Raw genomic sequence first — 24,678 nt, forward strand, 5'->3', positions numbered from 1 at the left:
TGCTCTTTTTGGGCTTTCATCGCGTCGTCGTGACGAGCACAAGGGCGGTCGATTAGACGTCGATTTCGACGGCGTCTTCGGCCCGATCCATGATGAAGCGGAATCGTGCCGACGCATCGCGGCCCATCAGATCGCTGATCACGCGGTCGGTTTCCAGGTGATCGTCGATTTCCACCTTTTCCAATTTTCGCGTGGCCGGATTCAGCGTGGTTTCCCACAGGACGTTGGGCATCATTTCGCCCAGTCCCTTGAAGCGGGTGATTTCCGGTTTGGCTCGGCCGCCGTGCTGGGCCAAGATTTCTTCGCGGTGGGCTTCATCGGCGGCCCAGTAAGTTTCTTTGCCGATGTCGATGCGATACAGCGGCGGTACGGCGATGAATAGCCGCCCGTCGGCGATCAGTTGTGGCATGTGACGATAGAAGAACGTCAGCAGCAACGTCGTGATGTGATGCCCGTCACTGTCGGCGTCGGCCAACAGAATCACGCGGTCGTAACGCAGACTGGCGACGTTCATGTTGGCGCCGATGCCGCATCCCAACGCCGCGATCATGTCTTGGATTTCTTTGTTCTCCAGGATCTTCTTCAGCGTCGCACTTTCGGTGTTCAGCACCTTTCCACGCAGCGGCAGGATCGCTTGAGTGTTTCGGTCGCGGCCTTGTTTGGCGCTGCCGCCGGCGCTGTCACCTTCGACGATGAACAGTTCGCTGTACCCTTTGCCGGTCGAGATGCAATCGGAAAGCTTGCCGGGCAACAGGCTGCGTTTGCCGGCCGTTTTTCGTGACACCGCTTCGCTGGCGGCGCGGCTGGCGGCGCGGGCCCGAGCGGCGGCGATGATCCGCGCGACGATCGAATCAGCGATGCTGCGGTTGTTGTTCATCCATTGTTCAGCCGACGGGCGCACGACGCCTTCGACCGCGGCCTGGACTTCCGGATTGTTCAACCGGTCTTTGGTTTGACCTTGGAATTGAGGTTCGGAGATGAACACGCTGACGATCGCGACCAAGCCTTCGCGAATGTCTTCGGGGGAAATCTTCACGCCCCGCGGCGTCAGGTTGTGGGTGTCGATGTAGTTGCGGACCGCTTTGGTCAATCCGCCACGGAATCCGTTTTCATGGGTGCCGCCGCTGCCGGTCGGGATCCCGTTGACGTAACTGCGGATGTGTTCGTCGGTCGACTCGGTCCACTGCAGCGTGATCTCCATCCGTGGATCGGCGTCTTGGTTCAGGGTGAACGGAGCCTCATGGATCGGTTTAGCGTTTCGATCCTTCAGCACCTTTCGCAAATAGTCGACGATGCCTTCTTCGTGCAGATAGGTCTGCTTAGTGCCCTGGGTTTCGTCGACGAAGGTGACCTTCAGCCCGCGGTGCAGGAAGCTGGCCGTTTCCAAGCGATGCCGGATCGTTTCGCTGTCGAAAGTTGTCTTCGGAAAGATGGTCGGGTCGGGCGTGAAGGTGATCATCGTCCCACTGCCACGAACCGTGCCCCGCAGTTTCTGTAGCTTGGACGTCGGCACGCCCTTGGAAAACGTCATCCGGAATTGGCTGCCGTCGCGGCGGACGACCGCGATCAGTTCTTTACTGAGCGCGTTGACGACACTGGCACCCACGCCGTGCAGACCGCCGGCGGTCTTGTAATTGTTGCCTTCGAATTTGCCGCCCGCGTGCAGGACAGTCAGCACCATTTCCAGCGCCGGCTTTTTCGTCTGTGGGTGCTTGTCGATCGGGATGCCGCGGCCGTTGTCGGAGACCGAGATCGTGCTGGCGTCTTTGTGCAGCGTGACCGTGATCTCGCTGGCATGCCCGTTCATCGCCTCGTCGACACTGTTGTCGACGATTTCCCAGATCAGATGGTGCAGGCCGGCCGATCCGACGCCACCGATGTACATGCCGGGGCGTTTGCGGACTGGTTCCAGTCCTTCCAGGGCGACGATGTCTTTCGCCGCGTAACTGTTTCCGTTGGCTGATTTGCTCATGGGCCGAAGTATGCTTCATCGGCCCGAATTTCGGAATGCCGGCCTGGGCAGCCAACGTGATTGCCGCGTCAGGGGGTGGGGGCGGCCGTGGTCGCGAATTGCCGAACGGCGGGAATCGTCAGTCCCCGTTTTTCCGCCAGATAGCGGATCGCCCGCTCGAAATAGGGAAACGGCAAGACTGAATTGCGTTTCAACGCGTAACGTTCGACCGCGACCACCAATTTCAGGTCCAGCCGGTCCTGTTCGGTCAGCTGGACGATGTGCCGGACAAACGCCTGTTGGTCCGGGGCGACGGCACGCAGACGGTTGATCAGCTGTTCTTCCAAGTTTGCCGTGCGATCGGGGACCGTCGAGAGTGTTCGCGGGGCTGTGATCTGAGCGGTGGCGGGCGTCGTGATGACAAGACACAGAATCCCAGCCAGCATCCAGATTCCCTGTGGCGTCCAGCGGCCGGCGCGTCCGACCGCCACGCGGTCGTTTTCGGCGCCGCGGTTTTCGATTGTTTCGTGTCGGTCGGCTTGCCAGAGACGTCGTTCGCATCGGCCAGTCATCGAATCACCCTTGGGGTCGTTTCGGATCGGATCGTTCCGCTTTCGCGGGCTCTGCGACTGTGCCGCTAACATCTTTGGCGAACCGATTTCAACCCGGATTTTCCGACTCGAAGCGACGCCGGAATGCTAGCAAACGGCAAAATAGGCAATTTGCTGGTTTTCTTCGGGCGTGTCCACGTTCGGTCTGGGCCGGTTAAGCCGATTGGTTGCATCCGCACGGCGGCGGCGTCCGAATGATTAGCACCAGACGAAGGAACCCAGACCGTTGGGGCCCATGCGTCGGTGCTGGCAGCCATTCCCGGGATCACCGGGACCAGAATTTTGGCTGTCTCGTCCGACTGCCCGGTCGCCGCGCGGATGGATTGATGAAACGTAGCTGCCTTAGGTGGCGAGACACTCGGAAGGATTCGAGAAATGAATCGTTGGCTGATGATCGGATCGTTGGTGGGACTGTTGATGTCCGCCACCGGATGCCTGCACCACAACACCCGCGGCGGCTGCAATGATTGCAACAGCTGCCAAACCAACAGTTGCCAGTGCAATGAATGCAATTCGGGTGGCGGATTGCTGGGACAGCTCGGCGGCAAGAAAAACTGCAACTCGTGCAACAATTGCAACGGTTGCCGCAACGGCTGTGTGGCCGGCCCGATCGGCTGGCAACAGGGCGGTCACAATTACAGCAGCCACCTGAACCCGGGGCTGCTGGGACACGACACCAGCACGGTGCTGAACAGCCAGCCGTTCCAGCCCGGCCCGCCTTCGGCCCAAACCGCGTACCCGTATTACACGCACCGCGGCCCCCGCGATTTCCTGCTGGACAACCCGCCGTCGATCGGCCGCTAGGCGACCGACGACCGCACGAATCGCGGCATGCGGTTCGCATGACGAATGCCTTCGCATACACGCGGGCCCCATTGGATGGTGGTCCGTGTGTGCGTGTGGTTTCGGCCGCCTGGGCGGGGGATCGGCGGTTTCCAGCGGCAGAGCACCATTGTCGATCGGATCGTTTTCCGGTTTGATCGCATCGGATGAACCTTTGGCGGTGCACCCCCGTCATCCCTGCAACGGATGTCATTCCCGCGGCGATTGATCAGCAAAAGAGAGTGTTAGCGTGGCATCGGATTTCCGTCTTAAAGAACAGCTTCCGCGTCTGACCGAACAAATCGTGTCGACGTACACGCCCGACGACGTGATCAATCATTTGGGTCACTGTCCGCTGCCCAATTACACCGCGATTATCGACATCCTGTTGGACCTGAAGGACATCCTGTATCCGGGGTATCGGCGAAAAACGGGACTTCACAGCGGCAACATTCACTATCACGTCGGCGGCCTGATCGACCAGCTGCATGATTCGCTGACCGCCCAAATCGCTCGGGCGCTTCGGCACGAGGATCGGGTCAAGCACAACCACGGCGATTGCGAAAGCGATGTTGATTTCGAGGCCAAGGGTCAGGCCATGGCCATCGAATTGCTCAAGAGCATCCCACGACTGCGGGCGGTCTTGGGCACCGACGTGCAAGCCGCCTTTGACGGAGATCCGGCCTGTCAAACCACCGATGAAATCGTTTTCTGCTATCCGGGTTTCGAAGCCATCACGGTGTACCGGATCGCGCACGAATTGACCCGGCTGCAGGTGCCCTTCATTCCGCGGATGATGACCGAGTGGGCTCACAAGCAAACCGGCATCGACATTCACCCGGGTGCGGAGATCGGTGAATACTTCTTCATCGACCACGGCACCGGTGTGGTGGTCGGGGAAACTTGTGAAATCGGAAACCACGTCAAGCTGTACCAAGGCGTGACGTTGGGGGCGCTGAGCTTTCCAACCGATTCGACCGGACAGCTAATCCGTGGCAAAAAACGTCACCCGACCATCGAGGACCAGGTGGTGGTCTATGCCAATGCAACCATCTTGGGTGGTCGCACGGTGATCGGTCGCGATTCGGTGATCGGATCCAGCGTGTGGATCACCAAAAGTGTTTCGCCGGGAACCACCGTGATGCTGGAGAAGCCTCAACTGCGGGTCAAAGGCAGTGAGGAACCGAGCGAAGAAATGACGCCGGCGGGCAATTATCAGATATAGGGATGGTAGGTAGCAGGTAGCAGGTAGCAGGTAGCAGGTAGCAGGTAGCAGGTCGGCAAGATTTGCTCCTCGGCTGCAGACGGGACATACTGCAGACGTGACGAAACAAGATGGATTCGTCGCCCCCGCCTGCACTGCCCCGCCCACCCGCCTTCCGCTCGCCAACCTGTGCCCCATCACGATCTTCTTCCGTCTCGCCGACCCGCCGTGCTCGTGTTGGTTTGGTTGTGGACGATGCTGCCGACCGCCGGGGCGGACCCGCCATCAGCGGCCGGTCCGTCGCCGACGCAACCGATCAGCCAGACTCATTTCGTCGACGTGGTCCGCCCGCTGTTGGTGCAGTTCTGTGGCGATTGTCACCATCCCGAGGATGCCGATGATCCGGTCGGCTTTCTGCGTTCGAAAACGGCGGCGCAGATTCAACACCAACGCGAAATTTGGTCCAGCGTCGCACAGCAACTGAACCACCGCACGATGCCACCGGCCGACGCGGATCAACCCAGCGAATCCCAGCGTCTACAGCTGGCACGCTGGATCGAGGACCATCTGCGAACGACGGCTTGCACCGGAGAAGAGTATGCTGGCAGTGTCCAGCCACGGCGTTTGAATCGCGACCAATACACTCACGTGATCAATGACCTGACGGGATTGGATTTTGACTTTGTCGAAAGTTTTCCAGCCGACGGCAGCGGTGGCGAGGGATTCGACAACAACGCCGAAACCTTGTTCCTGCCCCCGCTGTTGATGGAACGCTATCTGGAGGTCGCCGGCCAGGTCGCTGATCGACTGATCGTGACGCCGCCGCCGTTGGTTCGCTGGTCCGGGCAAACGCTGGTCGTGATGCCGACCGACCGGGATTGCGGATTGCTGATCCGATCACCGGCGGAATCGGGTGGGGCCCTCGTTCAGGTCACGGTTGATGGCCGCATCGCTGAAACCGTGAGCTTGCAGAGTGAGGGTGGGCACCCGGTCGGTTGGATCTTGCTTTCCTTGACTGCCGGTCCCCACCAAATCCGACTGGAGACGGTCGGTCGGACCACCGGTGTCCATGAACCGGTGGAACCGACGCCCGCGGTCGAAGGCTTGCTGGTGGGCTTGCCCCAGCGGGACATCCGCGGCGGCCAAGAAGATGAACGTCAGCGTCGACAAAATTCCGACACTTTTCGACGCTGGGCCATCCAGCATCAAGACGCCCCGGATCAACAGTGTCGTGTCGCGTTGGATCGACTTGCGATCCAGACGGGCGGACCCGAATTGAGCCAACGGTTGTCGGCGATGCGACGGTTTTTGGGACAGACGACCGAATCCGCGTTGTCGTTCGATCCGAAATGCAATCGAAAGCAAGCCTTGCAAGCGATTGATCGGTTCGCACGTCTTGCTTGGCGACGACCGCTGAGCGATGGGCAGCGTGATCGTTTGGCCATGTTGATCGATCGTGGCTTGGACCGCGGCGACGGCATCCTTCGGTCAATGAAGTTGCCTTTGATCGCCATTCTGGTTTCGCCAAACTTTCTGTTTGTTGGCGAACGATCGGTTGCACCGGAGCGGATCGTCGCGGTCAGTGATTTCGAACTGGCGTCTCGCTTGTCGTTCTTCTTGTGGCACTCGTTGCCCGATGAAACGTTGTTGACGTTGGCTGAATCGGGACAGCTTTCGCATCCGGACGAATTGCGACGCCAAGTGGACCGGATGATCGCCGATCCACGCAGTATTCGCTTTGCCGATTCGTTTGCCGGTCAGTGGCTGGGCACCGTCGCGGTCGGCAACACCAAGATTCCAGACACGAATTTTTTCAAACCCGCTTACAACCCGATGCTGGTGCGTTCGCTGCGAGCCCAGGTCGGTGCATTGATGCACCACATGATGCGGAACGACCGCCCGATCATCGATTGGATCGATGCGGACTATGTGATCGTCAACGATGTGTTGGCCCGGCACTACCGAATCGGACAGTTTGCAGACGATGAATCGACGCCGAAACCCGCCAAGGGGCGATGGGGAGGCGAACACGATGACGTCGACTTGGGACCGTTTTATCGGCTGGACTTGTCGTCCGATTCGCCTGACCGACGACGTGCCGGCGTCTTAGGTTTGGGGGCCGTTCACATGCTGACCAGCTATTCGCGGCGGACCAGCCCGGTGTTGCGAGGCGGTTGGGTCTTGGAAACGCTTCTGGGGGCTCGTGTGCCTTCGCCGCCCCCGGATGCCGGGCAATTGCCGGGCGGTGAAAAGGAACAAGACGGCAAAACGGTGCGTGAACGGTTGCAGCGACATCGACAGAACCCGACCTGTGCGGCCTGTCACGATTTGATCGATCCGATCGGATTCGCGATGGAGTGTTTCGATGTGTTGGGCCGTTATCGCGATAGCGAATCCCAGGGCGGTCAGGCGATCGACACGTCCGGTCGCTTGCCCGACGGGACGACCTTTGAAGACGTCAACCAATTGCGAACGGTGTTGCGACAGCGACACGAATCGTTTGCCCGTGAATACGTGCGTCGTTTGCTCGGCTATGCCCTGGCACGTAGCTTGGAAGACGCCGACAGTTGCACGATCGAATCGTTGGTCGATCAAGCAATTCAGCCGGAAACAACGACCGCGGACCTGATCCATGCGGTGGTGCAAAGTTTGCCGTTCCGGTTCCGACAAGGTCCTGCCGGAGCCGTCGAATCGGTGGATCACTGATCGGAACTCATGTTCGTTTGCGATTTCCAACCACGCTGTTTTTTGTCTTCACTTACCAAAACCTGCCGACAAACCGGAACTTGCGATGGCATTCATTCGACGCAGCAATCCCGTTTCCCGCCGCCATCTTTTGCGCGGTGCGGGTGTTTCGGTCGGACTTCCCTGGCTGGGGGCGATGGCGGGATCGACTTCTGCTGCCGGACGTGAAGTCACCGGAAAGGCGTTGGATCGGCCGCCGATGCGTTCGGCGTTCTTGTTCATGCCCAACGGGGTGAACCCGGCAAACTGGAACCCTGCCGCAACGCCCGACAGTGACCAGTTCGATTGGACCCCAATGTTGCGACCTCTTTCCGGCGTCGGCGACGAATTGATCCTGTTGGAAAATTTTCATCATCCCGACTTGGCCGGCGGCAACGGGCACTGGCCCAAGGTCCCGGCCTTTCTATCGGGCGGCCACGTATTGCGGACGTCCGGTCGCGACATGGACACCGGATGCACATCGATCGACCAGTGGATGGCTCAGCGGATCGGGCACAAAACACCTCTACCGACTTTGGAATTGGGAGTCGATTCGGCTTACACCGGCGTGGACAACGTGGGCGGCGGCTTCACTCGCATTTATGGATCGCACATCGCGTGGCGAGACCGACACACACCGGTGCCCAACGAAATCGTTCCCCAGTTGGCGTTCGATCGGTTGTTTCGTGGCGTCCGGTCGACTCCGGTTTCCGGATTGAACCCGAATCATCGGGCGGTTTGGGAATCGATGCACCGGGACGAAACCAGTGTCTTGGACGCGGTTCGCGAGGATGCTCGATTGTTTTCAAAACGATTGGGACGCGAAGACCGTGGCAAACTGGACGAGTATCTGGAAAGCGTGCGTAGCGTGGAACGGCGGATCGAATCTTCACGCAAGCCGAAAGCACGATGGATTAACGAAGGCGATCTGGGCATCCAGCGACCGGGACCGGGCATCCCCGACAGTCACGTGGAACATGTCCGCTTGATGATGGACATCATGGTGTTGGCGTTTTGGACCGATACCACTCGGATCGCCACGTTCATGATGGGCAACGCCCAAACGGGGCGAAACTTTTCGTTCATCGACGGGGTCAAAGGGTCTTTCCACGGATTGTCGCATCATCGCAATGAAGAAAGCACACTGCGGCAGTACGAGGCGATCGGAACATGGCACATCGAACAGGTCGCGTATCTGATTGACCGTATGCGAAACCTGGGCGAAGGCGACGGGACGTTGTTGGATCACTGTATGGTGATGTTCGGTTCAACGTTGCGGGACGGTAATAAGCACGACACCGAAAACTTACCGCTGTTGTTTTTCGGTGGCGGATCGGCCGGCATCCGGCGCGGCCGTCGCCTGACCGCCGCGCAGCCGACTCCGTTGTGTAACCTGTTCCTGTCGATGGCCCATAACATGGGAATCGACGAGCAACGTTTCAGTACCAGCACCGGGCCTTTGGATTTGGCCTGATTCACAACGCGTCGCACGGGATCCCGGATATCGATGGCACAACGATCCGCTAAAGCTTCGCCGATCGGCGAAGAACTGTTCCGATTTCTGGAGGAATTGCAACAGAACAACGATCGCGACTGGTTTGCGGAAAACAAGTCACGATACGAATCCGAAGTTCGCCAACCGGCGTTGGAATTGATCCAGCAATTGGCGGTGCCGCTGCGACGAACCGCTCCTTTTTTACAAGCGATCGCCAAGAAGACCGGCGGATCATTGATGCGGATTTATCGCGACACGCGGTTCGGTAAAGATAAAACGCCGTACAAAACCAACGTCGGCATTTCGCTGCGTCACGAAGCCGATCGCGATATTCACGCACCGGGGATGTATTTGCATCTGGCCACCGACCAGTGCTTCTTTGCCGCCGGGTGTTGGCGACCGGAACGATCGACGCTGGCCGCCATTCGTGCGGCGATCGACGGTGACCCCAAGGGCTGGATCAAGACGCGAGACCACAAGACGTTTCGCCGGTATTACGAACTGACCGGTGAATCGCTGAAGACCTCTCCGCGCGACTATCCCAAAGATCATCCCCAAATCGAAGACTTGAGGCGGATCGATTTCATCGGTCTTGCACCACTGAGCCGTCAACAACTGCTTGCACCGGATGTGATTGCAACGCTTAGCGACCGGATGAAAGCCGCCCGACCATTGATGCGGTTTCTGTGCGATGCGGTGGAAGTGCCGTACTGACACGGGCGACCCGGCGATGAACTGGACGGACCGCAGTTGCTAGGCGGCCGCCTGTTGGTCACCGGCGATGGGCAATCGAATGATGAAGGCGGTGCCCACGCCGACGGTGCTTTCGACACGGATACGTCCGCCATGGCGGTCGATGATTTCTTTGCAGGCCGCCAGGCCCAACCCGGTGCCACCTTTGCCCGATTCATCGGGACCGGATTTGGTCGTAAAGAATGGTTCGAAGATCTTGGGCAGCTTGTCCGCCGGGATCCCGGTTCCCGAATCACGCACCGTTAATTCGACACAGCGACCTTCCCCACCGGCGGCGATGCGAACCAAGACTGTGCCGCCATCGGGCATCGCTTGGCGGGCATTGATCAACAGGTTCAGCAAGACACGCTGGATCTGATTCCCGCTGGCCTGGGCACGGGGGACGTTGTCCGCGAATTCGGTTTCCACCGCGATGCGATACTTTCGCATCTCTCGTTCCAGCAACACCAGCGAACTTTCGACGATGTCCACCAGGTCGGTCGGTTCCAACGAATCGCTGCGGTTGCGCGCCTGTGCCAGGATTGTCCCGGTGATTTTCGCGGCGCGTTCGGACGCTTCCAAGATCTTCGTCAGTGCTTTGGTGCGGCTGGCGGTGTCTTCGTTACGCAGCCCCAGCTTGGCGTAGTTGATGACCGTCATCAGAACGTTGTTGAACTCATGCGTCGCCGTGCCGGTTAATGCCCCCAATGCAGCCAACGCTTGGTTTTGGCGCAACTGTCCTTGCAGGAATTCCAGTTGCTGTTGCGTGGTGGCGGTTGAGGTCGACGGCGATGGCGTGGTGGGCATAAGTCCAAGTGTCCGGATCGGCTGTGCGAGCGGTTGAAGGCGGAGTCGCTTTATCCGATCTATCGTCAACATCGTCAGACCTGCTATACCGCAGATGATCAGCGCGGCAAAGCTTGCCAAGTCCACGGACACCGTTTCAATTCCCTGTTTCGACCCCCGCGATGCCGCAAATTTTGCACTGATTCGGGGGTGTCTTCGTCGCCTTGGACGAAATCCCATGAAACCGACTCAAGATCACGTCGTCAGCCGGCTGAAATGGCGCATTCAAGACGCGACGCAGATGGGTTTTCATGTCCGCACTGAACCGCTGGACGGGCGCGGTGCCGATTGGTGCCAACTGGGCCGGCGACGAATCCTGTTTCTGGACATGACCCAGACCGCGGCGGACCAGTTGGAGCAGCTGGACCAGATCTTGGCCGAATTCCGGTCACGAACGCAGCCACCGAACGGCGACACGCCGGCCCATCCGGCGGTGTCCATGGCACGCGTGTCCGCAAAAGCCGCCTGAATGGGACTGCGAAACGCCGGCCGATGGCCGTCGTCCCGCCGCCACAATGACGCACCGGCCTGAATCGGTCACAATACCGGGCGATTGCCTGATGTTACCGATCCTAGATGACTTGCTTGGCGGCAAGGCCCCATGTTTTTTTCACGCATGAAACTCAGTTCCGTCGCCGGATTCACTCGACGATTCGGCACGGGGCTGCACGCCGGCGCGAACATCGTTGATTTGTTGCGTGCCGAGGCCAAGCAGGGATCGGCGCGGCAACGCGATGCGTTGAACGATCTGGCCGACCAGGCATCGCAGGGCGAACAGTTGCACGCGGCGATGAAACGCAGCGGTCAGTTTTTTCCGCCGCTGTTACAGTCGATGACTCGCGTGGGGGAATCGACCGGTCGATTGGAACGGACGATGTTTTCGCTGGCCAGTCATTATGAGACTCAGCTGGCCCTGCGTCGCGCGTTCATCGGCGCTATCACGTTGCCGATGCTGCAACTGATCGCGGGACTGGGGGTGCTGAGTCTGTTGATTTGGATTCTGGGTGTGCTGACGCCGGCGACCGGCGGCCAGATGAGCGATGTTTTGGGGCTGGGCTTGCGCGGTCCCCGTGGCGTGTTGATTTTCTGGGGATATATCCTGGCCATCTTGGCGTTGATCTTCGGCTCGCTCTGGGCGTTCAGCCGTAATGTGGCCGGAGTCCAGAATCTGATTCCCCTGCTGTACATGATTCCGGGTTTGGGACCGTCATTGCAAACGATCACGCTAGCCCGTTTCAGTCGCACATTGGCGTTGTCGTTGGATGCCGGATTGGATCCGGTCCGATCGATCCAGTTGGCTTTGGACAGCACCGACAGCGATTACTACCGCGCCGCGTCGGACCGAGTGGAACAGGCGATTCGCGGCGGCGCGACGTTGTCGGGCGCTTTGGAAGCGGCGTCCGTTTTTCCTGACGATTTCATCAGTCGTGTGGAGGTCGCCGAACTGTCCGGAACGGACGCCGAATCCATCGACGGACTTGCCAATGAATACGATGAGCGTGCCAAGACGGCCATGCGGGCGATCGCCGGACTGGCCAGCGGTTTGGTTTGGGCCACCATGATTCTAGTGCTGCTGTTCTTCATCGTTCGTCTGTTGATGTCGGTGATGGGGCTTTACGACCAAGCCTTGCAGCCGATCTGAGTTCCATCATCGATTCGAAGCATTCAAGCGGCCGCTGCAACAATGGGTCGCGTTTGGGGGGACGCACCCGAAGTCGCACCGGCCGACTAAAATGGCGTTTGCCGAACCAGCCCCGGGGATCAACCATGTTCCGACGCGTTGTCAAACCCAGGTGATCCGCCCGTGGATCGAAGACACCCGACCATTCGGCCGAACCGAAATCAAGTTTCTCAACCCGATAGACCCGCCCCGAAAGACAAAGATGATTCATCGCAGAGATTTGTTGAAATCCGCCGCTGTTGCCGCCGCCGCCACGATGACGTCGCGTGTCGTTTCCGCTCAGGGGTCATCGCAACCGAAGTTCAATCTGGGCTATGCACCGCACCCCGGGATGTTCAAGAACTTGGCCGGCAAAGACGTGATCGATCAGATCAAGTTTTGTGCGGACCAGGGATTCACCGCTTTTGAATACAACGGCTTGCCGGGTGAAACGCCCGAAATGCAAGAAAAAATCGGCAAGACGCTATCCGATCTGAACATGCAGATGGGCGTCTTTGTCGCTTACGGAAGTTTCGACAAGCCGACGTTTGCACGCCCCGCCGAAGACACGACCGCGGAAATCTTGTCGAAGATGAACGACGCGGTCACAGTCGCCAAACGAGTCAACGCCAAATGGTGCACCGTCGTCCCCGGCAGCGTTGATCAACAGCACGGCGAACAAGAAAAATGGAACCGGTACGGTGGTCCACGTTTGGCCATGGGATATCAAACGGCCAATGTGATCGACACTCTGCGACGCTGCGTGGAAGTCGTCGAACCGCATGGCTTGGTCATGGTTTTGGAGCCGCTGAACTGGTACGCCAACCACGGCGGAACCTTCTTACAGAAAAGTGATCAAGCCTTTGCCATCTGTCGTGCGGTGAACAGCCCGTCGTGCAAGATCTTGTTCGACATCTATCACCAACAGATCACCGAAGGCAACCTGATCCCCAACATCGACGCTTGCTATAGCGAGATTGCCTATTTCCAGTCGGGTGACAATCCGGGACGAAAAGAACCCTACACCGGCGAGATCAATTACAAGGGCGTCTTCGAGCACCTGCACGAAAAGGGGTACAAGGGCGTGATCGGCATGGAACACGGCAACAGCCAACGTGGTGCCGATGGTGAACGCAAAGTGATCGAAGCCTATCGACAAGCGGATTCGTTTGCGTGATTGAATCTGACGAAGCTTTTCCCCACGGCATCTTCCGAATCGCTGCCGCCAGTCCTGCGGTTTCGGTAGCACAACCGTCGGCCAATGTCGACGCAATCGAATCGTTGATTCGTTCGGTCGATGCCGATTTGATTTTGTTGCCCGAATTGGCACTGACGGGATACACCTGCGGTGATCTGTTTGCACAAGACGACCTCTTACGTGCGACCGCCGAAGGATTGTCGCGACTGATCCAAGCCACCCATGGCGACCAGCGAGTGATCGTGGTTGGATTGCCCTGGCGTGTCGGCGGTTCGCTGATGAATGTGGCCGCCGTGATTCACGATGGTCAGCTGGCGGGAATGGTTCCCAAGTCGTATCTGCCGACGTATCGTGAATTCTATGAAGGCCGGCATTTTCGACCTGCCGGTGAAGCGGATCCGGATCACGTGCGGTGGGCGGGACAGACAGTTCCCTTTGGCACCGATCTGTTGTTTCAGATCCGTGACGCCGTGATCGCAATCGAAATTTGTGAAGACTTTTGGACTCCGATGCCGCCGTCCAGTCACGCTGCGGTCGCCGGTGCCAACGTTTTGCTGAATTTGTCGGCCAGCAACGAAACGATCGGCAAGGCGACTTGGCGGCGAGACTTGGTGACCAGTCAATCAGGCCGGTGTATCGCCGCGTACGCCTATGCATCATCGGGGCGATTGGAATCGACGTCCGATTTGGTCTTCGGCGGACACTGTCTGATTGCGGAAAACGGCATGGTTCTGACGGAGTCTCGCCGGATCGGTGACGGACGAGATCCGATGATTTTCGATGAAGCGACCGCGGTCGCTGACGTCGATCTGCAGCGATTGGCACATGATCGCCAAGTGATCGGTTCGTTCGATGACCTGTTGCCACAGTTGCCAAAATCGTATCGCCGCATCAAGTTGCCGACCCCGACGTTGACGAAGCGTACCGACTTGCTGCGTCGCGTGGATGCTCACCCCTTTGTCCCTGACGAATCCGCGGAACTGGATGCAAGGTGTGCCGAGATATTTGCCATTCAAACGGCAGGTTTGGCGAAACGTTTGTCGTGTATCGGCAACGACACGACGCTTTCGATTGGGGTATCCGGTGGGCTGGACAGCACCTTGGCGTTGTTGGTGGCACTGCGGGCGTGTCAGTCGACCGGTCGGTCGCTGCAGACGATTTGTGGGATCACCATGCCGGGGTTCGGGACGACCACACACACCAAAACCAGCGCCGATCGATTGATCGAACTGACCGGGATTCGTGGCGAAACCATCGACATCCGCCCGCTTTGTTTGGACACGTTTCTATCGCTCGGGCACCAGCCTTTGGGCATCGCGATCGATGACAGCACCACGGTGCAGCAACTCCAGGACGAACTGATTGCGACACCGGACGACGCCACGGATTTGGTGTTCGAAAACGTTCAGGCTCGCGTGCGCACGATGCTGTTGATGAACCGAGGTTTCGTGCTGGGGACCGGTGATATGAGCGAACAGGCTCTCGGCTGGTCCACTTACAACGCCGACCACATGTCGATGTACAACGTCAATACATCGATCCCCAAAACGCTGGTTCGCTTTTTGGTCCGGTATGCGGCCGATCACTATTTCGAAGGTGAACTGAGGAAGGTACTGCATCGGATCGCTGATACACCGATCTCCCCGGAATTATTGCCGCCGGCCCCGGATGGGACGATTCGGCAAAGTACCGAGCAGTCCATCGGTGCGTACGAGCTGCACGATTTCTTTCTTTATCATTTCGTTCGTAACGGTTTCAGCCGCGAAAAGATCCTTCATTTGGCCAGTCACGCGCAATTCGACCAAGAATATGCACCGGAGCATATCGCCACGGTGTTGGACACGTTCTTGCGGCGTTTCTTTGCCAATCAGTTCAAGCGGAATTGCGTTCCCGATGGTCCCAAGGTCGGCAGTGTCAGCCTTTCACCACGGGGCGATTGGCGAATGCCAAGTGATGGCAATGGTGGCGATTTTCGCGATCCGTCGGCCGGCTAGGGGACGTGGGCCGGTGCGACCGCATCACTTAACCCAGAAAGCGAACGCCAAGCGTTTCCGCCCACGCTTGGTCGAAAGTGCCCAGGCGATCCGACACCGAACCGTCCAGCGTCGACAGCAGCATGCCGGTGAAACGCTCGATCGAAGCTCGAAGGTGGGACGCGGCAATGGCATCAATATGTGACTGTGCCGACGGCGTCTTGTTGTCGGTGAATCCCAATCGCGCCGCTGCCGACGCAGGGGGGCGAAAGTCTTCTTCACGCAGCGGTTGGCACCAGGCATCGATGGCCACTGCGCTGGCACCCAAGGCGACCAATTTTGCGGCGTCGTCCGCGGTGATTGGTCCGGGCACGATCCACAGCGGAAGCGTCGCAGAGTGTCGGTCATCAATGATCCGGCGAGTCTTCTGGATTAGCTTCGCTAGCTGAAAGCCGGTCAGGTGGAACCGGTCGGCGCGCAGGATGATGCCATCGGGGTCGGCGTCCAAGATGGCGGGCAATTCGTTGTCCAAATCGATCGGATTGATCGAAACCATCACGGCGGCCGATGGGCTGAGTGTACGGATCTGGACGATTTTGGATCCGAGATGCATCAAGTCGGCCACGTCCGGAGGGAATGATGCGGCTTCCACCCAACCGCCGCCACTGATGATTTCTTTGCCAGAATCCGATTCCCAGCGAGCGACCTGGGCAGGTGGGAAAGCGAATCGACCGGAAGGTTCACGGACCAGTGTCAGTCGCAAATCGACGAACTGGGCGTCATCAAAATCGGTGCACTGAAATCCATAGCGTTCGGGCCGATAGGGAACCAAACGTGGCATCGCTTCGTCATGCAGCGGCGAGGGGTGATCGCCGCCGGCAACCTCGCTGCGAAGTGCGGCAACGCATACGCCCATTTGGGCAACGGCCGCGGCCAAGTGTCGGGAGACTTCCAGCGGATACAGGTACCAATCGGGCGCATACCAAAACAGCGGAAGCGGCATGGTGACGACGGACCCGTCGGCCCGGCGAATGCGTCGCGCCGGGGATTGATTCCGCAACGCATCCCAGGGTTGCGTCGTCGGCGGTGGCAACAGATGAAGTGGATCCAAAAGCGCGGCGGTCATTCGTCTCTTTCTGTTTGATGTCTTTGGCCGGGACGGCTATCGCCAGTTCGGTACCACTTCGCCTTGTTGGGCTTGTTCCGCATGCAGTTTTGCATCGGGGACGATTCGACGAAACTCCGATGCATCGCCTCGTATGGACGCATTGATCAGCAACAGACCCAATCGCAGTTGCTCGCGTTTACGCAAGGGAGCTTCGGTCACACCTTCGGCCAAGCTTTCGGCGGAACCACGGATGAAGATGGACACGTCGCTTTGCGCATTACCGATCCATCGGCCCGCGTTTCCGCCGATCACGATCGTGCCGCCCAAGGCGCCGATCCCGATGTGGTCCCCGGCATCACCACGAATGAAGATCTCGCCGCCACGCATGGCGGCACCGCAGCGGTCGCCCACGCTGCCGTAAATCGCCAGCGTTCCGCCTCGCATCGCAACACCCGGGCCGATGCCCGCGTTGCCACGGATGCCGATCGTTCCGCTACGCATGCCTTCGCCCACTCCGTTTCCAACGCTTCCGGTCAAGCGAACGGTCGCCTGGGCATGATGGGCAAACGCAAAGTCACCCAGGTCGCCCTCGGCCTCGATTCGCACCGGATGGTCCAAACGCATCATTGCGGCGTGTTGACCCTTCACGCCGTCGACTTGGACCACAGGAAGATCTTCGCCGTCATCGAGAATCGGAATCGCTGCGATCGCATTGCGCAGCGATTCGTGGTCATGTTCGGAAAGGTCGAATCGCATGGAGTGCTGGTTGATTGCATCCGGGGATTGTCGGTAATCGCGTGATCGATCAAGCGGGGCCGTTGACCGGGCCGGACCGAAAACCGATGCCGTCAAACAACCGCATGGACGCCAGGACGGGTGGGATTAAGAGTTGGCTGAACGCCTCAGTCTAATCGAATGTTCACCCGGACGTCTGGTTGCGATGTTTCGACACGATGTCGCGAACCACGGATTCCAGTTTTCCTGCCGCCTGGCGACCGGCCAGCAAGACTTCCTCGTGGCTGGCCGCTTGCGGTTGGTCCGGATTGGCGACATTGCTAACCATCGACAGGGCCAAGACTTTCATCCCCATCGACGCCCCGGCGATGGTTTCGGGCACCGTACTCATGCCAGCCAAATCGGCACCGATGCGTCGCATCATGCGGTACTCCGCACGCGTTTCGTAGGTCGGACCAGTGGTGGCCAAGTAAGTACCGCGTCGCATGGCGAAACCGTTGGCGACCGCGGCGTCCAAGGCCCACTGCATCAGTTGGGGATCATAGATTTGCGGTTGGCGGTGAAGCACGCCCGGGACTGCAGTGTCGGTGCGGTTGGGCCCGCCATGGATCCAGTCGATGTGGCTGTCGATCAGGACGATGTCGCCGACGTTCAGCCGCGGATCAATCCCGCCGGCCGCATTGCTGACGATCAAGGTTTCCGCACCAAGTTGTGCCATCAACCGAATCGGAAAGAAGATCGCGTCACGGCGATGGCCTTCGTAGCGATGCAAGCGCCCGGCCATCGCCACCACGGCAACGCCGTCGATGTGCCCAAGGATCAGTTGGCCGCGATGTCCGGCTGCGGTCGACGCAGCGAAGCCGGGCAAGGAATCGAAAGGAATCGTGGCGGTGGCGTCGATCCGGTCCGCAACGCCGCCCAGTCCGCTTCCCAGCACCACAGCGACTTTGGGAACCAGGTCGCATTGCTGGCGGACCAAGTCCACGGCGCGGTCAAGGACGAGGTCGGGCGGCGCGGTCGAAATCTGTTTGGCCATGGCGGTATGATGCGAAGGCAAATGGACGAGATCGATCGTGTGATACGCCGGCGCGAAACGACGATGGTGCGTCAAACCGACGCAAATCGCTGTTGTCGGACGACGGATCGCTGGACGACCGGTGTCCGGTGCGATCAACATGGAACGTTCCAGCGAACATTCGTCCCCCTTTCCGTCTTGGATCCGTACGAAACGACGAGGATCAACATGTCGATAATGCAACGTTTGACCCCATTTTGCCCGCTGGTGTTGTGCTTGGCCATGACATCGATTTCGGCCGGACAAGACACCAAGGCCGTGTCACTGTTTGACGGCAAAACGTTGGACGGCTGGACGGCGTATTTGTTTGATTCGCAATCCGATCCGGCGGACACCTGGAAGGTCGACGATGGCGTGATCGTGTGCACTGGCGATCCGATGGGCTATCTGCAAACCGACAAGTCTTACAAGGATTTTCGTCTGACCCTGCAGTACCGTTGGCCCAAAGGTTCTGATGGTGGCAATAGCGGCTTGTTGCTTCGGATGTCGGGCGACCCGCCATCGTTTCTGACTAAGTGCACCGAAGTCCAACTGATGCACGACCATGCCGGTGACGTGTGGGGCTTTTATGGTTTCCACGTTGACGGCGATCCCCAGCGGCTGAAGAAGGTCACCGGACACGAAGTTTTGGGCGACTTTCAGGGGCTAAGCCATCTTGAGAATGCCGAGAAGCCGGTGGGCCAATGGAATCGGCTGACCGTGCGGCTGAAGGATGGAAAGATGGTGGTCCGCATGAACGGCAAGAAGGTCAACGTGGTGGACGACGTGGAAGACGTCGCCGGAACCATCGGGTTACAAGCCGAGGGCGCGGAGATTCATTTCCGTGGGATCGAACTAACGCCGCTGGCGGATTGATACCCCGCGGTGCCAACGATCAGGCCAAGCGGGTCTGGCCGGCTTCGGCGACAACGCCTCGGACGATTGCCCGCAGCTTTGGTTCCGCCTGGTTGGCTGTTTCGATGATCTCTTCGACGTTGGCCGGTTTCAACGCATCGGGCAAACACATGTCGGTGATGACGCTAAGTCCCAAAACCTTCAAACCACTGTGGACGGCAACAATCGTTTCCGGCACGGTGCTCATTCCGACCACGTCGGCACCGATCAGACGTAAAAAGCGATATTCGGCGCGGGTTTCAAGGTTCGGGCCGGCCACGGCAACGAAGACGCCTTTGTGCGGATAGATTCCGTCACCGCGTGCGACCTGCATCGCTTTGTCGATCCATTGTTGGTCGTACGGTTCGCACATATCGGGGAACCGGGGCCCCAGTCGGTCGTCGTTGACGCCGATCAGCGGATTGTCGCCCATCAGGTTGATCTGATCTTCGATCACCATGATGTCGCCATTGTTGTATTGCGGATTCAGACCACCACAAGCATTGCTGACGACCAACAACTCGGCCCCCAGGGCCTTGAAGACACGCACCGGCAATGTGATCTGCTTCAGCGCGTAGCCCTCGTACATATGAAAACGGCCCTCCATGGCCAACACGGGAACGCCGCCCAGCGTGCCGCAGACCAATCGGCCCGCGTGGCTGGTCGCCGTTGATCGGGGAAAGTGCGGAATGTCTTCGTAAGCGATGGTTGCCTGGACATCGATGTCGCCGACCAGACCGCCCAACCCGGTCCCCAGGATGATGCCGACCCGTGGTGTGGCGTCAAAATGCTGGCGGATGACTTGGCAGGCGTCTTGGATCTTGTCGTACAGGTCAAGCATGGCCGGAAACTGGCATCAAGGGAATCGATTGAAAAGCAGGTGCCGCAAACACGAGTGCCGCAGATCGCGTGGCACGCGCGGAAAACATAGCCGATATCGACGCCGACGTGGACGTGGGGCAGATCATTGTTGCGGGCCGGTGTGGAATCCAACCTTCCAGTGTCCTGAACGAAAACTGCAGACGTCACGCTGCGGCTACGCGTCTTAATGGGATTCGCTACGATTCAAACGGCACGCGACGCAACGCCGGCCGGCTTTTCTAAACCGCTTCATCTCATCACGACGGAAACGTTGATGCCCAAGAACGACACCAAAGCCAACACGCCTGATCCGAAGGTCTTTGAGAAACTGTCCGCGTTTTACCTGGGGCGTCATTACGACCTGCAGCAGGGCGAAATGTTGGACGACCTGCTGATGTACGACGCCAAAGACCTGTGCACACACGCGATGTGCGTCGGGATGACGGGCAGCGGCAAGACGGGGTTGTGCTTGTCACTGTTGGAAGAGGCCGCGATCGATGGTATCCCGGCGATCTGTGTCGATCCCAAAGGAGATTTGGCGAACTTGCTGTTAACGTTTCCCGATCTGAAACCGGAGGATTTCAAGCCTTGGCTGGAATCGGGCGAAGCCACCCGGCAAGGAAAAACACTGGATGAACTGGCCGAATCCACCGCGACGATGTGGCGTGACGGGCTGGCGTCGTGGGGACAAGACGGCCAGCGAATCCGTCGGCTGAAGGAAGCGGTCGATGTGGCGATTTACACACCCGGCAGCAACATCGGTTTGCCCATGACGGTGCTACGTAGTTTCGATGCACCGACACCCGAAGAACTGGAAGACGGCGAAGCGGTGGCCGAACGAATCACCGGCGCGGTCAGCGGTTTGCTGACGTTGATCGGGATCGACGCCGATCCGATGGTGTCGCCCGAACATATTTTGGTCTCGTCGATCCTGCAGCACGAATGGTCCGAGGGAAAGAGCGTCGCGGTCGCGCAACTGATTCGCTTGATCCAATCGCCACCGATCAGCCGGGTCGGTGTCTTGGATCTTGAATCGTTCATGCCGGCGACCGAGCGTGCCAAATTGGCCATGCGATTGAACAACTTGCTGGCGTCCCCCGCGTTCGCGTCATGGTTGGAAGGCGAATCGCTGTCGATCCAGGATCTGTATTTCACCGCCGAAGGCAAACCGCGTCTGACGATTCTTTCGATCGCTCATTTGAATGAGAACGAGCGGATGTTTTTCGTCACGATTCTGCTGAACGAATTGTTGGCTTGGACGCGACGGCAATCGGGCACCAGTTCATTGCGGGCGATGTTTTACATGGATGAAGTGGCGGGGTACTTTCCGCCGGTCGCCAACCCACCGTCCAAACCGCCGATGTTGACGCTGTTGAAACAGGCCCGTGCGTTCGGTGTGGGGATCACACTGGCCACGCAAAACCCGGTCGACCTGGATTACAAAGGCCTGTCCAACATTGGGACTTGGTTCTTGGGACGTCTGCAAACCGAACGCGACAAGGCACGTGTCTTGGAAGGCTTGGAAGGTGCCGCATCCGAATCGGGCCAAACCTTTGATCGGGGCCAAATGGAACAGACGTTGGCCGGTTTGGGCAAACGCGTCTTTCTAATGAACAACGTCCACGATGGTTTCCCGTCGGTTTTTCAAACACGATGGGCCATGTCATTTTTGGCCGGACCTCTGGCCAGAAATCAAATCAGCCGGTTGATGCGGGACCGCAAAAAGGCGATGGCCGCCGCCCAAACGGATGCGGGCGATGAAGACGATGCCGGGCAATCCGATCAGCCGCGACCCGTCGTGCCGGCGGGCATCGAGGAGTGTTTTCTGGTGCCACAAGTGCGATCCACCAAAGGTTGCAAGCGGATCTATCGTCCGGCATTGCTGGTCGAAGGATCCATGCGATTTTCCAAATCCAGCTTGGACCTGGAACACTGGCGTGACATTTGCCACTTGGAACGATGTGACCACGGATTATCGGATCCGCTGTGGGAAACAAGTGCTCCGCTGCATCGCGATGTCGAACGAAGTGATGAACCGGAGCCCGACTTTGTTTTCAAAGATCTGCCGAACGAATTGATCAGCAAAGCAAAGTATCGGACCTATCGATCGCAGTTCAAAGATTACATGTATCGTCACTGCACCTTCACGTTGTATCGGTCCGTGTTGCTGGACGAAGAAGCCAAGGATTCCAAGAATCGTGGCGAGGCGATGGCCTATTTCCGTCAACGCTATCGCGAGGAAAAGGACCGCTTGGAAGAAAAACTGCGCGACAAGATCCAGTCCAAGGTTCGGACGCTGGAAAACAAACTGCACAAAGCACAGGAACGTGTCGATCGCGAAGCGGCGCAGAGTTCGTCGTCGATGATTTCGGCCGGCGCAACCCTAGTTCAGGGCGTCTTGGGAGCATTTTTGGGCGGTCGCCGAACCGGAATGTCGACCGTTGCCCGCAGTGCAACTTACGCCAATCGCCAGCGTTTGGACGTCAAGCAGGCCGAACAAGCGATGGACCGCCTGCGCGATGATATTTCTGCGTTGGAAGATGAACTGGGCCGCGAAATCGATCGGCTGAACGAAACCTATGATCCCGAGCGGATCGAGATCGACACCACGGAAATTCCGCCTCGCAAAGGTGACTTGAAAGCGGAGACACCGGTCATTGCTTGGGTGCCCTGGCAGGTGGACGCCGACGGGATTGCCACACCGTTGGTTCCATTGGAGCCATCGTTGGAATCGTGATCGGCCAAGGCCCTATTCCGCCAACGCCGACACCACGGAATCAGCGGTCAGCGGCTGGCCACAGGTGAAGTCTTCACAGACATAGAGCGTCGGCCGGCCGTCGACACAGGACTTTTGATCGGCCAACGCCACGTTGTCAGCATCGCCCAAATGCCAAGCCAGTGTGGTGTGGCTGCGATGCTTGGCAAACAGTTTGCCGCGCCAAGCCGGGACATCCGATTTGGACGGGACCGCCAGAACCATCTGGCGGTTGCCGCGATGAAGGCGATCCAGTTCGATCACCAACGACGCGGCCGCGGCCGATTGGCTTTGCAGGATTTCCGCCGCGGTGTTCAGCGTTCGCTGAGCGTGTTGTCGATATCGGTCATTGCCGGTCAGGTCGGCCAGCGTCAGCAACACGTTGACCGCGGCGCCGTTGCCGCTGACCAGACTGCCGTCGTGCCAGTCTTTGTTTCGGGTGATCAAAGTTTCGGAATCATCCGCGGTGTAATAGAAACCGCCCTCGGTATCGTCCCAGAAATGTTCGATCATGCTGTCGACAAGCTGGTTTGCCGTGTCGATCCAAGTCTTGTCGGCAGTCACTTGGTACAGCGTGACGAACGCCGATGCGGTCAACGCATAATCGTCCACATAGGCGTCCAAGTGCGCGGTTCCCGCCCGAAACGCGTGCAACAAACGACCATCATCACGTCGCATGCGTGAACACAAGAACTGCCCTGCTTTGGTCGCGACGTCGATCCATTCTTGGCTGTCGAACACGGCGCCGGCGACGGCAAACGCGTCGATGGCAAGCGCGTTCCAGGCGGTGATGATTTTGTCGTCGCGGCCCGGTCGCACGCGTTTTTGACGTGCCTGTCGCAAGGATTCGCGATCGGCGGCCAATTGCGTTTCCAAGGCTTGGGGTTCCAAGTCCCAGGCGTTGGGATCCGTCGCGTGCAGTCGGTTGGGGATCGATGTGCCTTCGAAGTTTCCGGCATCGGTGATGTCATAGATCTGGGCAAACCGATCGCTGCGATCCTTGCCCAGCACCGCCGTCACCTGGCCGGGTTTCCAGACGTAAAACTTGCCTTCAACGCCTTCGCTATCGGCGTCTTCGCTGCAGTGCAGACCGCCGGACGGGTCGACCATGTCGCGTGCCATGTAACGCAGCGTGGCGTCTGCAACGGCGGCGAAGTGGCCGCTGCCTGTGACTTGGAAACCACGCGTGTATGTGGTCGCCAGCAGTGCGTTGTCGTAAAGCATCTTTTCGAAGTGCGGTACCAGCCATTTACTGTCGACGCTGTACCTGGCAAATCCACCACCGATGTGATCGAAGATGCCACCGGCGGCCATTTTGTTCAGCGTCAATTCGCAGGCACCGCGATAATCGACGTTCGGTTTGACGGCGACTTGTGACAACAGCAACAACAGGTCGGTCGCATGAGGGAACTTGGGCGCGCCGCCAAAACCGCCGTCGTTGCGGTCCAGGACCCGGACCAGTTGGTCGCAGGCTTGACGGACGATACGGCGTGCCAGTTCGACGTCATCGGCGGGTTGGTCGACCGAATCGCCGGTGCCCTTGGCCAGTTGCGTCAATGCCGCGGTGATTTGATCCGCATGATGCACCACTTCGTCGCGACGGTCCTGCCATGCCGCTGCGATGGCATCCAGGACTTGCGCGAAACCGGGCATCCCGGCGCGCTGTGTCGGCGGCCAATACGTCCCGGCATAAAACGGACGCCGATCGTGATCCAGGAACACGCTCATCGGCCAACCACCACGGCCGCTCATCACCTGGACGGCGTTCATGTAAATCTGGTCGACGTCGGGTCGTTCTTCGCGGTCGACTTTCACACTGATGAAGTAGTTGTTCAGAAACTCTGCGATCGCTTCGTTTTCGAAGCTCTCGTGTTCCATCACATGGCACCAGTGGCAAGCCGCGTAACCGACCGACAGAAAGATCGGCCGGTCCAGTTTCTTGGCCAACTGGAACGCTTCGTTACACCAGGGGAACCAGTCGACCGGGTTGTTTTGGTGTTGCAGCAGATAGGGGCTTAACGATTCGGCAAGTCGATTCGGCATGGTGTCCACGAT

Annotated in this window: 19 protein-coding genes; 11 read left to right on the forward strand and 8 right to left on the reverse strand. The window is 58.8% G+C overall.

The features are described 5' to 3' along the window. Window positions 1-52: 52 nt before the first annotated feature. Complete coding sequence (locus tag Mal65_RS01690) at window positions 53-1,972, reverse strand: DNA gyrase/topoisomerase IV subunit B (protein ID WP_145293069.1); 1,920 nt, start codon at window positions 1,970-1,972, stop codon at window positions 53-55. Between the two features lie 68 nt (window positions 1,973-2,040). Then, window positions 2,041-2,523 (reverse strand): hypothetical protein, encoded by a 483-nt coding sequence (locus Mal65_RS01695; RefSeq protein ID WP_196784486.1) that lies wholly within the window; start codon window positions 2,521-2,523, stop codon window positions 2,041-2,043. 414 nt (window positions 2,524-2,937) lie between these two features. Here Mal65_RS01695 and Mal65_RS01700 point away from each other — a divergent pair, with 414 nt between their 5' ends. The 5 genes from Mal65_RS01700 (at window position 2,938) to Mal65_RS01720 (ending at window position 9,521) form a co-directional block, all read left to right on the forward strand. Beyond that, window positions 2,938-3,366, forward strand: coding sequence for a hypothetical protein (locus Mal65_RS01700; RefSeq protein ID WP_145293070.1), 429 nt, complete (start codon window positions 2,938-2,940; stop codon window positions 3,364-3,366). Between the two features lie 268 nt (window positions 3,367-3,634). Continuing rightward, window positions 3,635-4,609 (forward strand): serine O-acetyltransferase, encoded by a 975-nt coding sequence (locus tag Mal65_RS01705; RefSeq protein WP_145293071.1) that lies wholly within the window; start codon window positions 3,635-3,637, stop codon window positions 4,607-4,609. A gap of 234 nt (window positions 4,610-4,843) precedes the next feature. Continuing rightward, a complete protein-coding gene (locus Mal65_RS01710; RefSeq protein WP_165701006.1) occupies window positions 4,844-7,294 on the forward strand; it encodes a DUF1592 domain-containing protein in 2,451 nt (816 codons plus the stop codon). An 85-nt stretch (window positions 7,295-7,379) separates the two neighbouring features. Then, complete coding sequence (locus Mal65_RS01715; RefSeq protein ID WP_145293074.1) at window positions 7,380-8,786, forward strand: DUF1552 domain-containing protein; 1,407 nt, start codon at window positions 7,380-7,382, stop codon at window positions 8,784-8,786. 33 nt (window positions 8,787-8,819) lie between these two features. After that, window positions 8,820-9,521 carry a DUF2461 domain-containing protein gene (locus tag Mal65_RS01720; RefSeq protein ID WP_145293076.1) on the forward strand — a complete coding sequence of 234 codons (702 nt, stop codon included), beginning with the start codon at window positions 8,820-8,822 and terminating at the stop codon, window positions 9,519-9,521. Window positions 9,522-9,560: 39 nt separating this feature from the next. Here Mal65_RS01720 and Mal65_RS27365 read toward each other — a convergent pair whose 3' ends face one another. After that, a complete protein-coding gene (locus tag Mal65_RS27365) occupies window positions 9,561-10,346 on the reverse strand; it encodes a sensor histidine kinase (protein WP_145293078.1) in 786 nt (261 codons plus the stop codon). A gap of 217 nt (window positions 10,347-10,563) precedes the next feature. On the opposite strand from Mal65_RS27365, the gene Mal65_RS01730 reads away from it, so the two are divergent. The 4 genes from Mal65_RS01730 to Mal65_RS01745 all read left to right on the forward strand — a co-directional run bounded on the left by Mal65_RS01730 (window position 10,564) and on the right by Mal65_RS01745 (window position 15,237). Beyond that, window positions 10,564-10,854 (forward strand): hypothetical protein, encoded by a 291-nt coding sequence (locus Mal65_RS01730; RefSeq protein ID WP_145293080.1) that lies wholly within the window; start codon window positions 10,564-10,566, stop codon window positions 10,852-10,854. Window positions 10,855-11,001: 147 nt separating this feature from the next. Further along, window positions 11,002-12,027: a type II secretion system F family protein gene (locus tag Mal65_RS01735; RefSeq protein WP_145293083.1), complete on the forward strand. Its 1,026-nt coding sequence runs from the start codon at window positions 11,002-11,004 to the stop codon at window positions 12,025-12,027. Between the two features lie 244 nt (window positions 12,028-12,271). After that, the gene (locus Mal65_RS01740) at window positions 12,272-13,222 is read left to right on the forward strand and encodes a hydroxypyruvate isomerase family protein (protein WP_196784826.1); all 951 of its coding nucleotides are present in this window, start codon (window positions 12,272-12,274) and stop codon (window positions 13,220-13,222) included. Continuing rightward, window positions 13,222-15,237 (forward strand): NAD(+) synthase, encoded by a 2,016-nt coding sequence (locus Mal65_RS01745; protein ID WP_390621891.1) that lies wholly within the window; start codon window positions 13,222-13,224, stop codon window positions 15,235-15,237. Before Mal65_RS01740 ends, Mal65_RS01745 begins: the two co-directional genes overlap by 1 nt. A gap of 28 nt (window positions 15,238-15,265) precedes the next feature. Here Mal65_RS01745 and Mal65_RS01750 read toward each other — a convergent pair whose 3' ends face one another. The 3 genes from Mal65_RS01750 to Mal65_RS01760 all read right to left on the reverse strand — a co-directional run bounded on the left by Mal65_RS01750 (window position 15,266) and on the right by Mal65_RS01760 (window position 18,236). Further along, complete coding sequence (locus Mal65_RS01750; RefSeq protein ID WP_145293089.1) at window positions 15,266-16,342, reverse strand: hypothetical protein; 1,077 nt, start codon at window positions 16,340-16,342, stop codon at window positions 15,266-15,268. Between the two features lie 36 nt (window positions 16,343-16,378). Continuing rightward, window positions 16,379-17,080 (reverse strand): tributyrin esterase, encoded by a 702-nt coding sequence (locus tag Mal65_RS26880; protein WP_145293091.1) that lies wholly within the window; start codon window positions 17,078-17,080, stop codon window positions 16,379-16,381. Between the two features lie 163 nt (window positions 17,081-17,243). Continuing rightward, window positions 17,244-18,236 carry a purine-nucleoside phosphorylase gene (locus Mal65_RS01760; RefSeq protein ID WP_145293093.1) on the reverse strand — a complete coding sequence of 331 codons (993 nt, stop codon included), beginning with the start codon at window positions 18,234-18,236 and terminating at the stop codon, window positions 17,244-17,246. A 66-nt stretch (window positions 18,237-18,302) separates the two neighbouring features. On the opposite strand from Mal65_RS01760, the gene Mal65_RS01765 reads away from it, so the two are divergent. Continuing rightward, window positions 18,303-18,989 (forward strand): 3-keto-disaccharide hydrolase, encoded by a 687-nt coding sequence (locus Mal65_RS01765; protein WP_165701007.1) that lies wholly within the window; start codon window positions 18,303-18,305, stop codon window positions 18,987-18,989. A 19-nt stretch (window positions 18,990-19,008) separates the two neighbouring features. Here the strand turns inward: Mal65_RS01765 and Mal65_RS01770 are convergent, their stop codons facing one another. Then, on the reverse strand, window positions 19,009-19,848 hold the full coding sequence (locus tag Mal65_RS01770) for a purine-nucleoside phosphorylase (protein WP_145293097.1): 840 nt from the start codon (window positions 19,846-19,848) through the stop codon (window positions 19,009-19,011). 294 nt (window positions 19,849-20,142) lie between these two features. On the opposite strand from Mal65_RS01770, the gene Mal65_RS01775 reads away from it, so the two are divergent. Continuing rightward, complete coding sequence (locus Mal65_RS01775; RefSeq protein ID WP_145293099.1) at window positions 20,143-22,605, forward strand: ATP-binding protein; 2,463 nt, start codon at window positions 20,143-20,145, stop codon at window positions 22,603-22,605. Window positions 22,606-22,617: 12 nt separating this feature from the next. Here Mal65_RS01775 and Mal65_RS01780 read toward each other — a convergent pair whose 3' ends face one another. Further along, window positions 22,618-24,666, reverse strand: coding sequence for a thioredoxin domain-containing protein (locus Mal65_RS01780; RefSeq protein ID WP_145293100.1), 2,049 nt, complete (start codon window positions 24,664-24,666; stop codon window positions 22,618-22,620). Window positions 24,667-24,678 lie beyond the last annotated feature (12 nt).

Origin of the sequence: Crateriforma conspicua, from assembly GCF_007752935.1 — a bacterium.
Taxonomy (GTDB): Bacteria; Planctomycetota; Planctomycetia; order Pirellulales; family Pirellulaceae; genus Crateriforma; species Crateriforma conspicua.

What these genes read in the sequence shown, in the direction of transcription:
- Mal65_RS01690 (WP_145293069.1), bottom strand. Translation starts at nt 1,972, where the DNA reads ATGAGCAAATCAGCCAACGGAAACAGTTACGCGGCGAAAGACATCGTC.
- Mal65_RS01695 (WP_196784486.1), bottom strand. Translation starts at nt 2,523, where the DNA reads ATGACTGGCCGATGCGAACGACGTCTCTGGCAAGCCGACCGACACGAA.
- Mal65_RS01700 (WP_145293070.1), top strand. Translation starts at nt 2,938, where the DNA reads ATGAATCGTTGGCTGATGATCGGATCGTTGGTGGGACTGTTGATGTCC.
- Mal65_RS01710 (WP_165701006.1), top strand. Translation starts at nt 4,844, where the DNA reads ATGCTGCCGACCGCCGGGGCGGACCCGCCATCAGCGGCCGGTCCGTCG.
- Mal65_RS01715 (WP_145293074.1), top strand. Translation starts at nt 7,380, where the DNA reads ATGGCATTCATTCGACGCAGCAATCCCGTTTCCCGCCGCCATCTTTTG.
- Mal65_RS01720 (WP_145293076.1), top strand. Translation starts at nt 8,820, where the DNA reads ATGGCACAACGATCCGCTAAAGCTTCGCCGATCGGCGAAGAACTGTTC.
- Mal65_RS27365 (WP_145293078.1), bottom strand. Translation starts at nt 10,346, where the DNA reads ATGCCCACCACGCCATCGCCGTCGACCTCAACCGCCACCACGCAACAG.
- Mal65_RS01730 (WP_145293080.1), top strand. Translation starts at nt 10,564, where the DNA reads ATGAAACCGACTCAAGATCACGTCGTCAGCCGGCTGAAATGGCGCATT.
- Mal65_RS01735 (WP_145293083.1), top strand. Translation starts at nt 11,002, where the DNA reads ATGAAACTCAGTTCCGTCGCCGGATTCACTCGACGATTCGGCACGGGG.
- Mal65_RS01750 (WP_145293089.1), bottom strand. Translation starts at nt 16,342, where the DNA reads ATGACCGCCGCGCTTTTGGATCCACTTCATCTGTTGCCACCGCCGACG.
- Mal65_RS26880 (WP_145293091.1), bottom strand. Translation starts at nt 17,080, where the DNA reads ATGCGATTCGACCTTTCCGAACATGACCACGAATCGCTGCGCAATGCG.
- Mal65_RS01760 (WP_145293093.1), bottom strand. Translation starts at nt 18,236, where the DNA reads ATGTTGATCGCACCGGACACCGGTCGTCCAGCGATCCGTCGTCCGACA.
- Mal65_RS01765 (WP_165701007.1), top strand. Translation starts at nt 18,303, where the DNA reads ATGTCGATAATGCAACGTTTGACCCCATTTTGCCCGCTGGTGTTGTGC.
- Mal65_RS01770 (WP_145293097.1), bottom strand. Translation starts at nt 19,848, where the DNA reads ATGCTTGACCTGTACGACAAGATCCAAGACGCCTGCCAAGTCATCCGC.
- Mal65_RS01775 (WP_145293099.1), top strand. Translation starts at nt 20,143, where the DNA reads ATGCCCAAGAACGACACCAAAGCCAACACGCCTGATCCGAAGGTCTTT.
- Mal65_RS01780 (WP_145293100.1), bottom strand. Translation starts at nt 24,666, where the DNA reads ATGCCGAATCGACTTGCCGAATCGTTAAGCCCCTATCTGCTGCAACAC.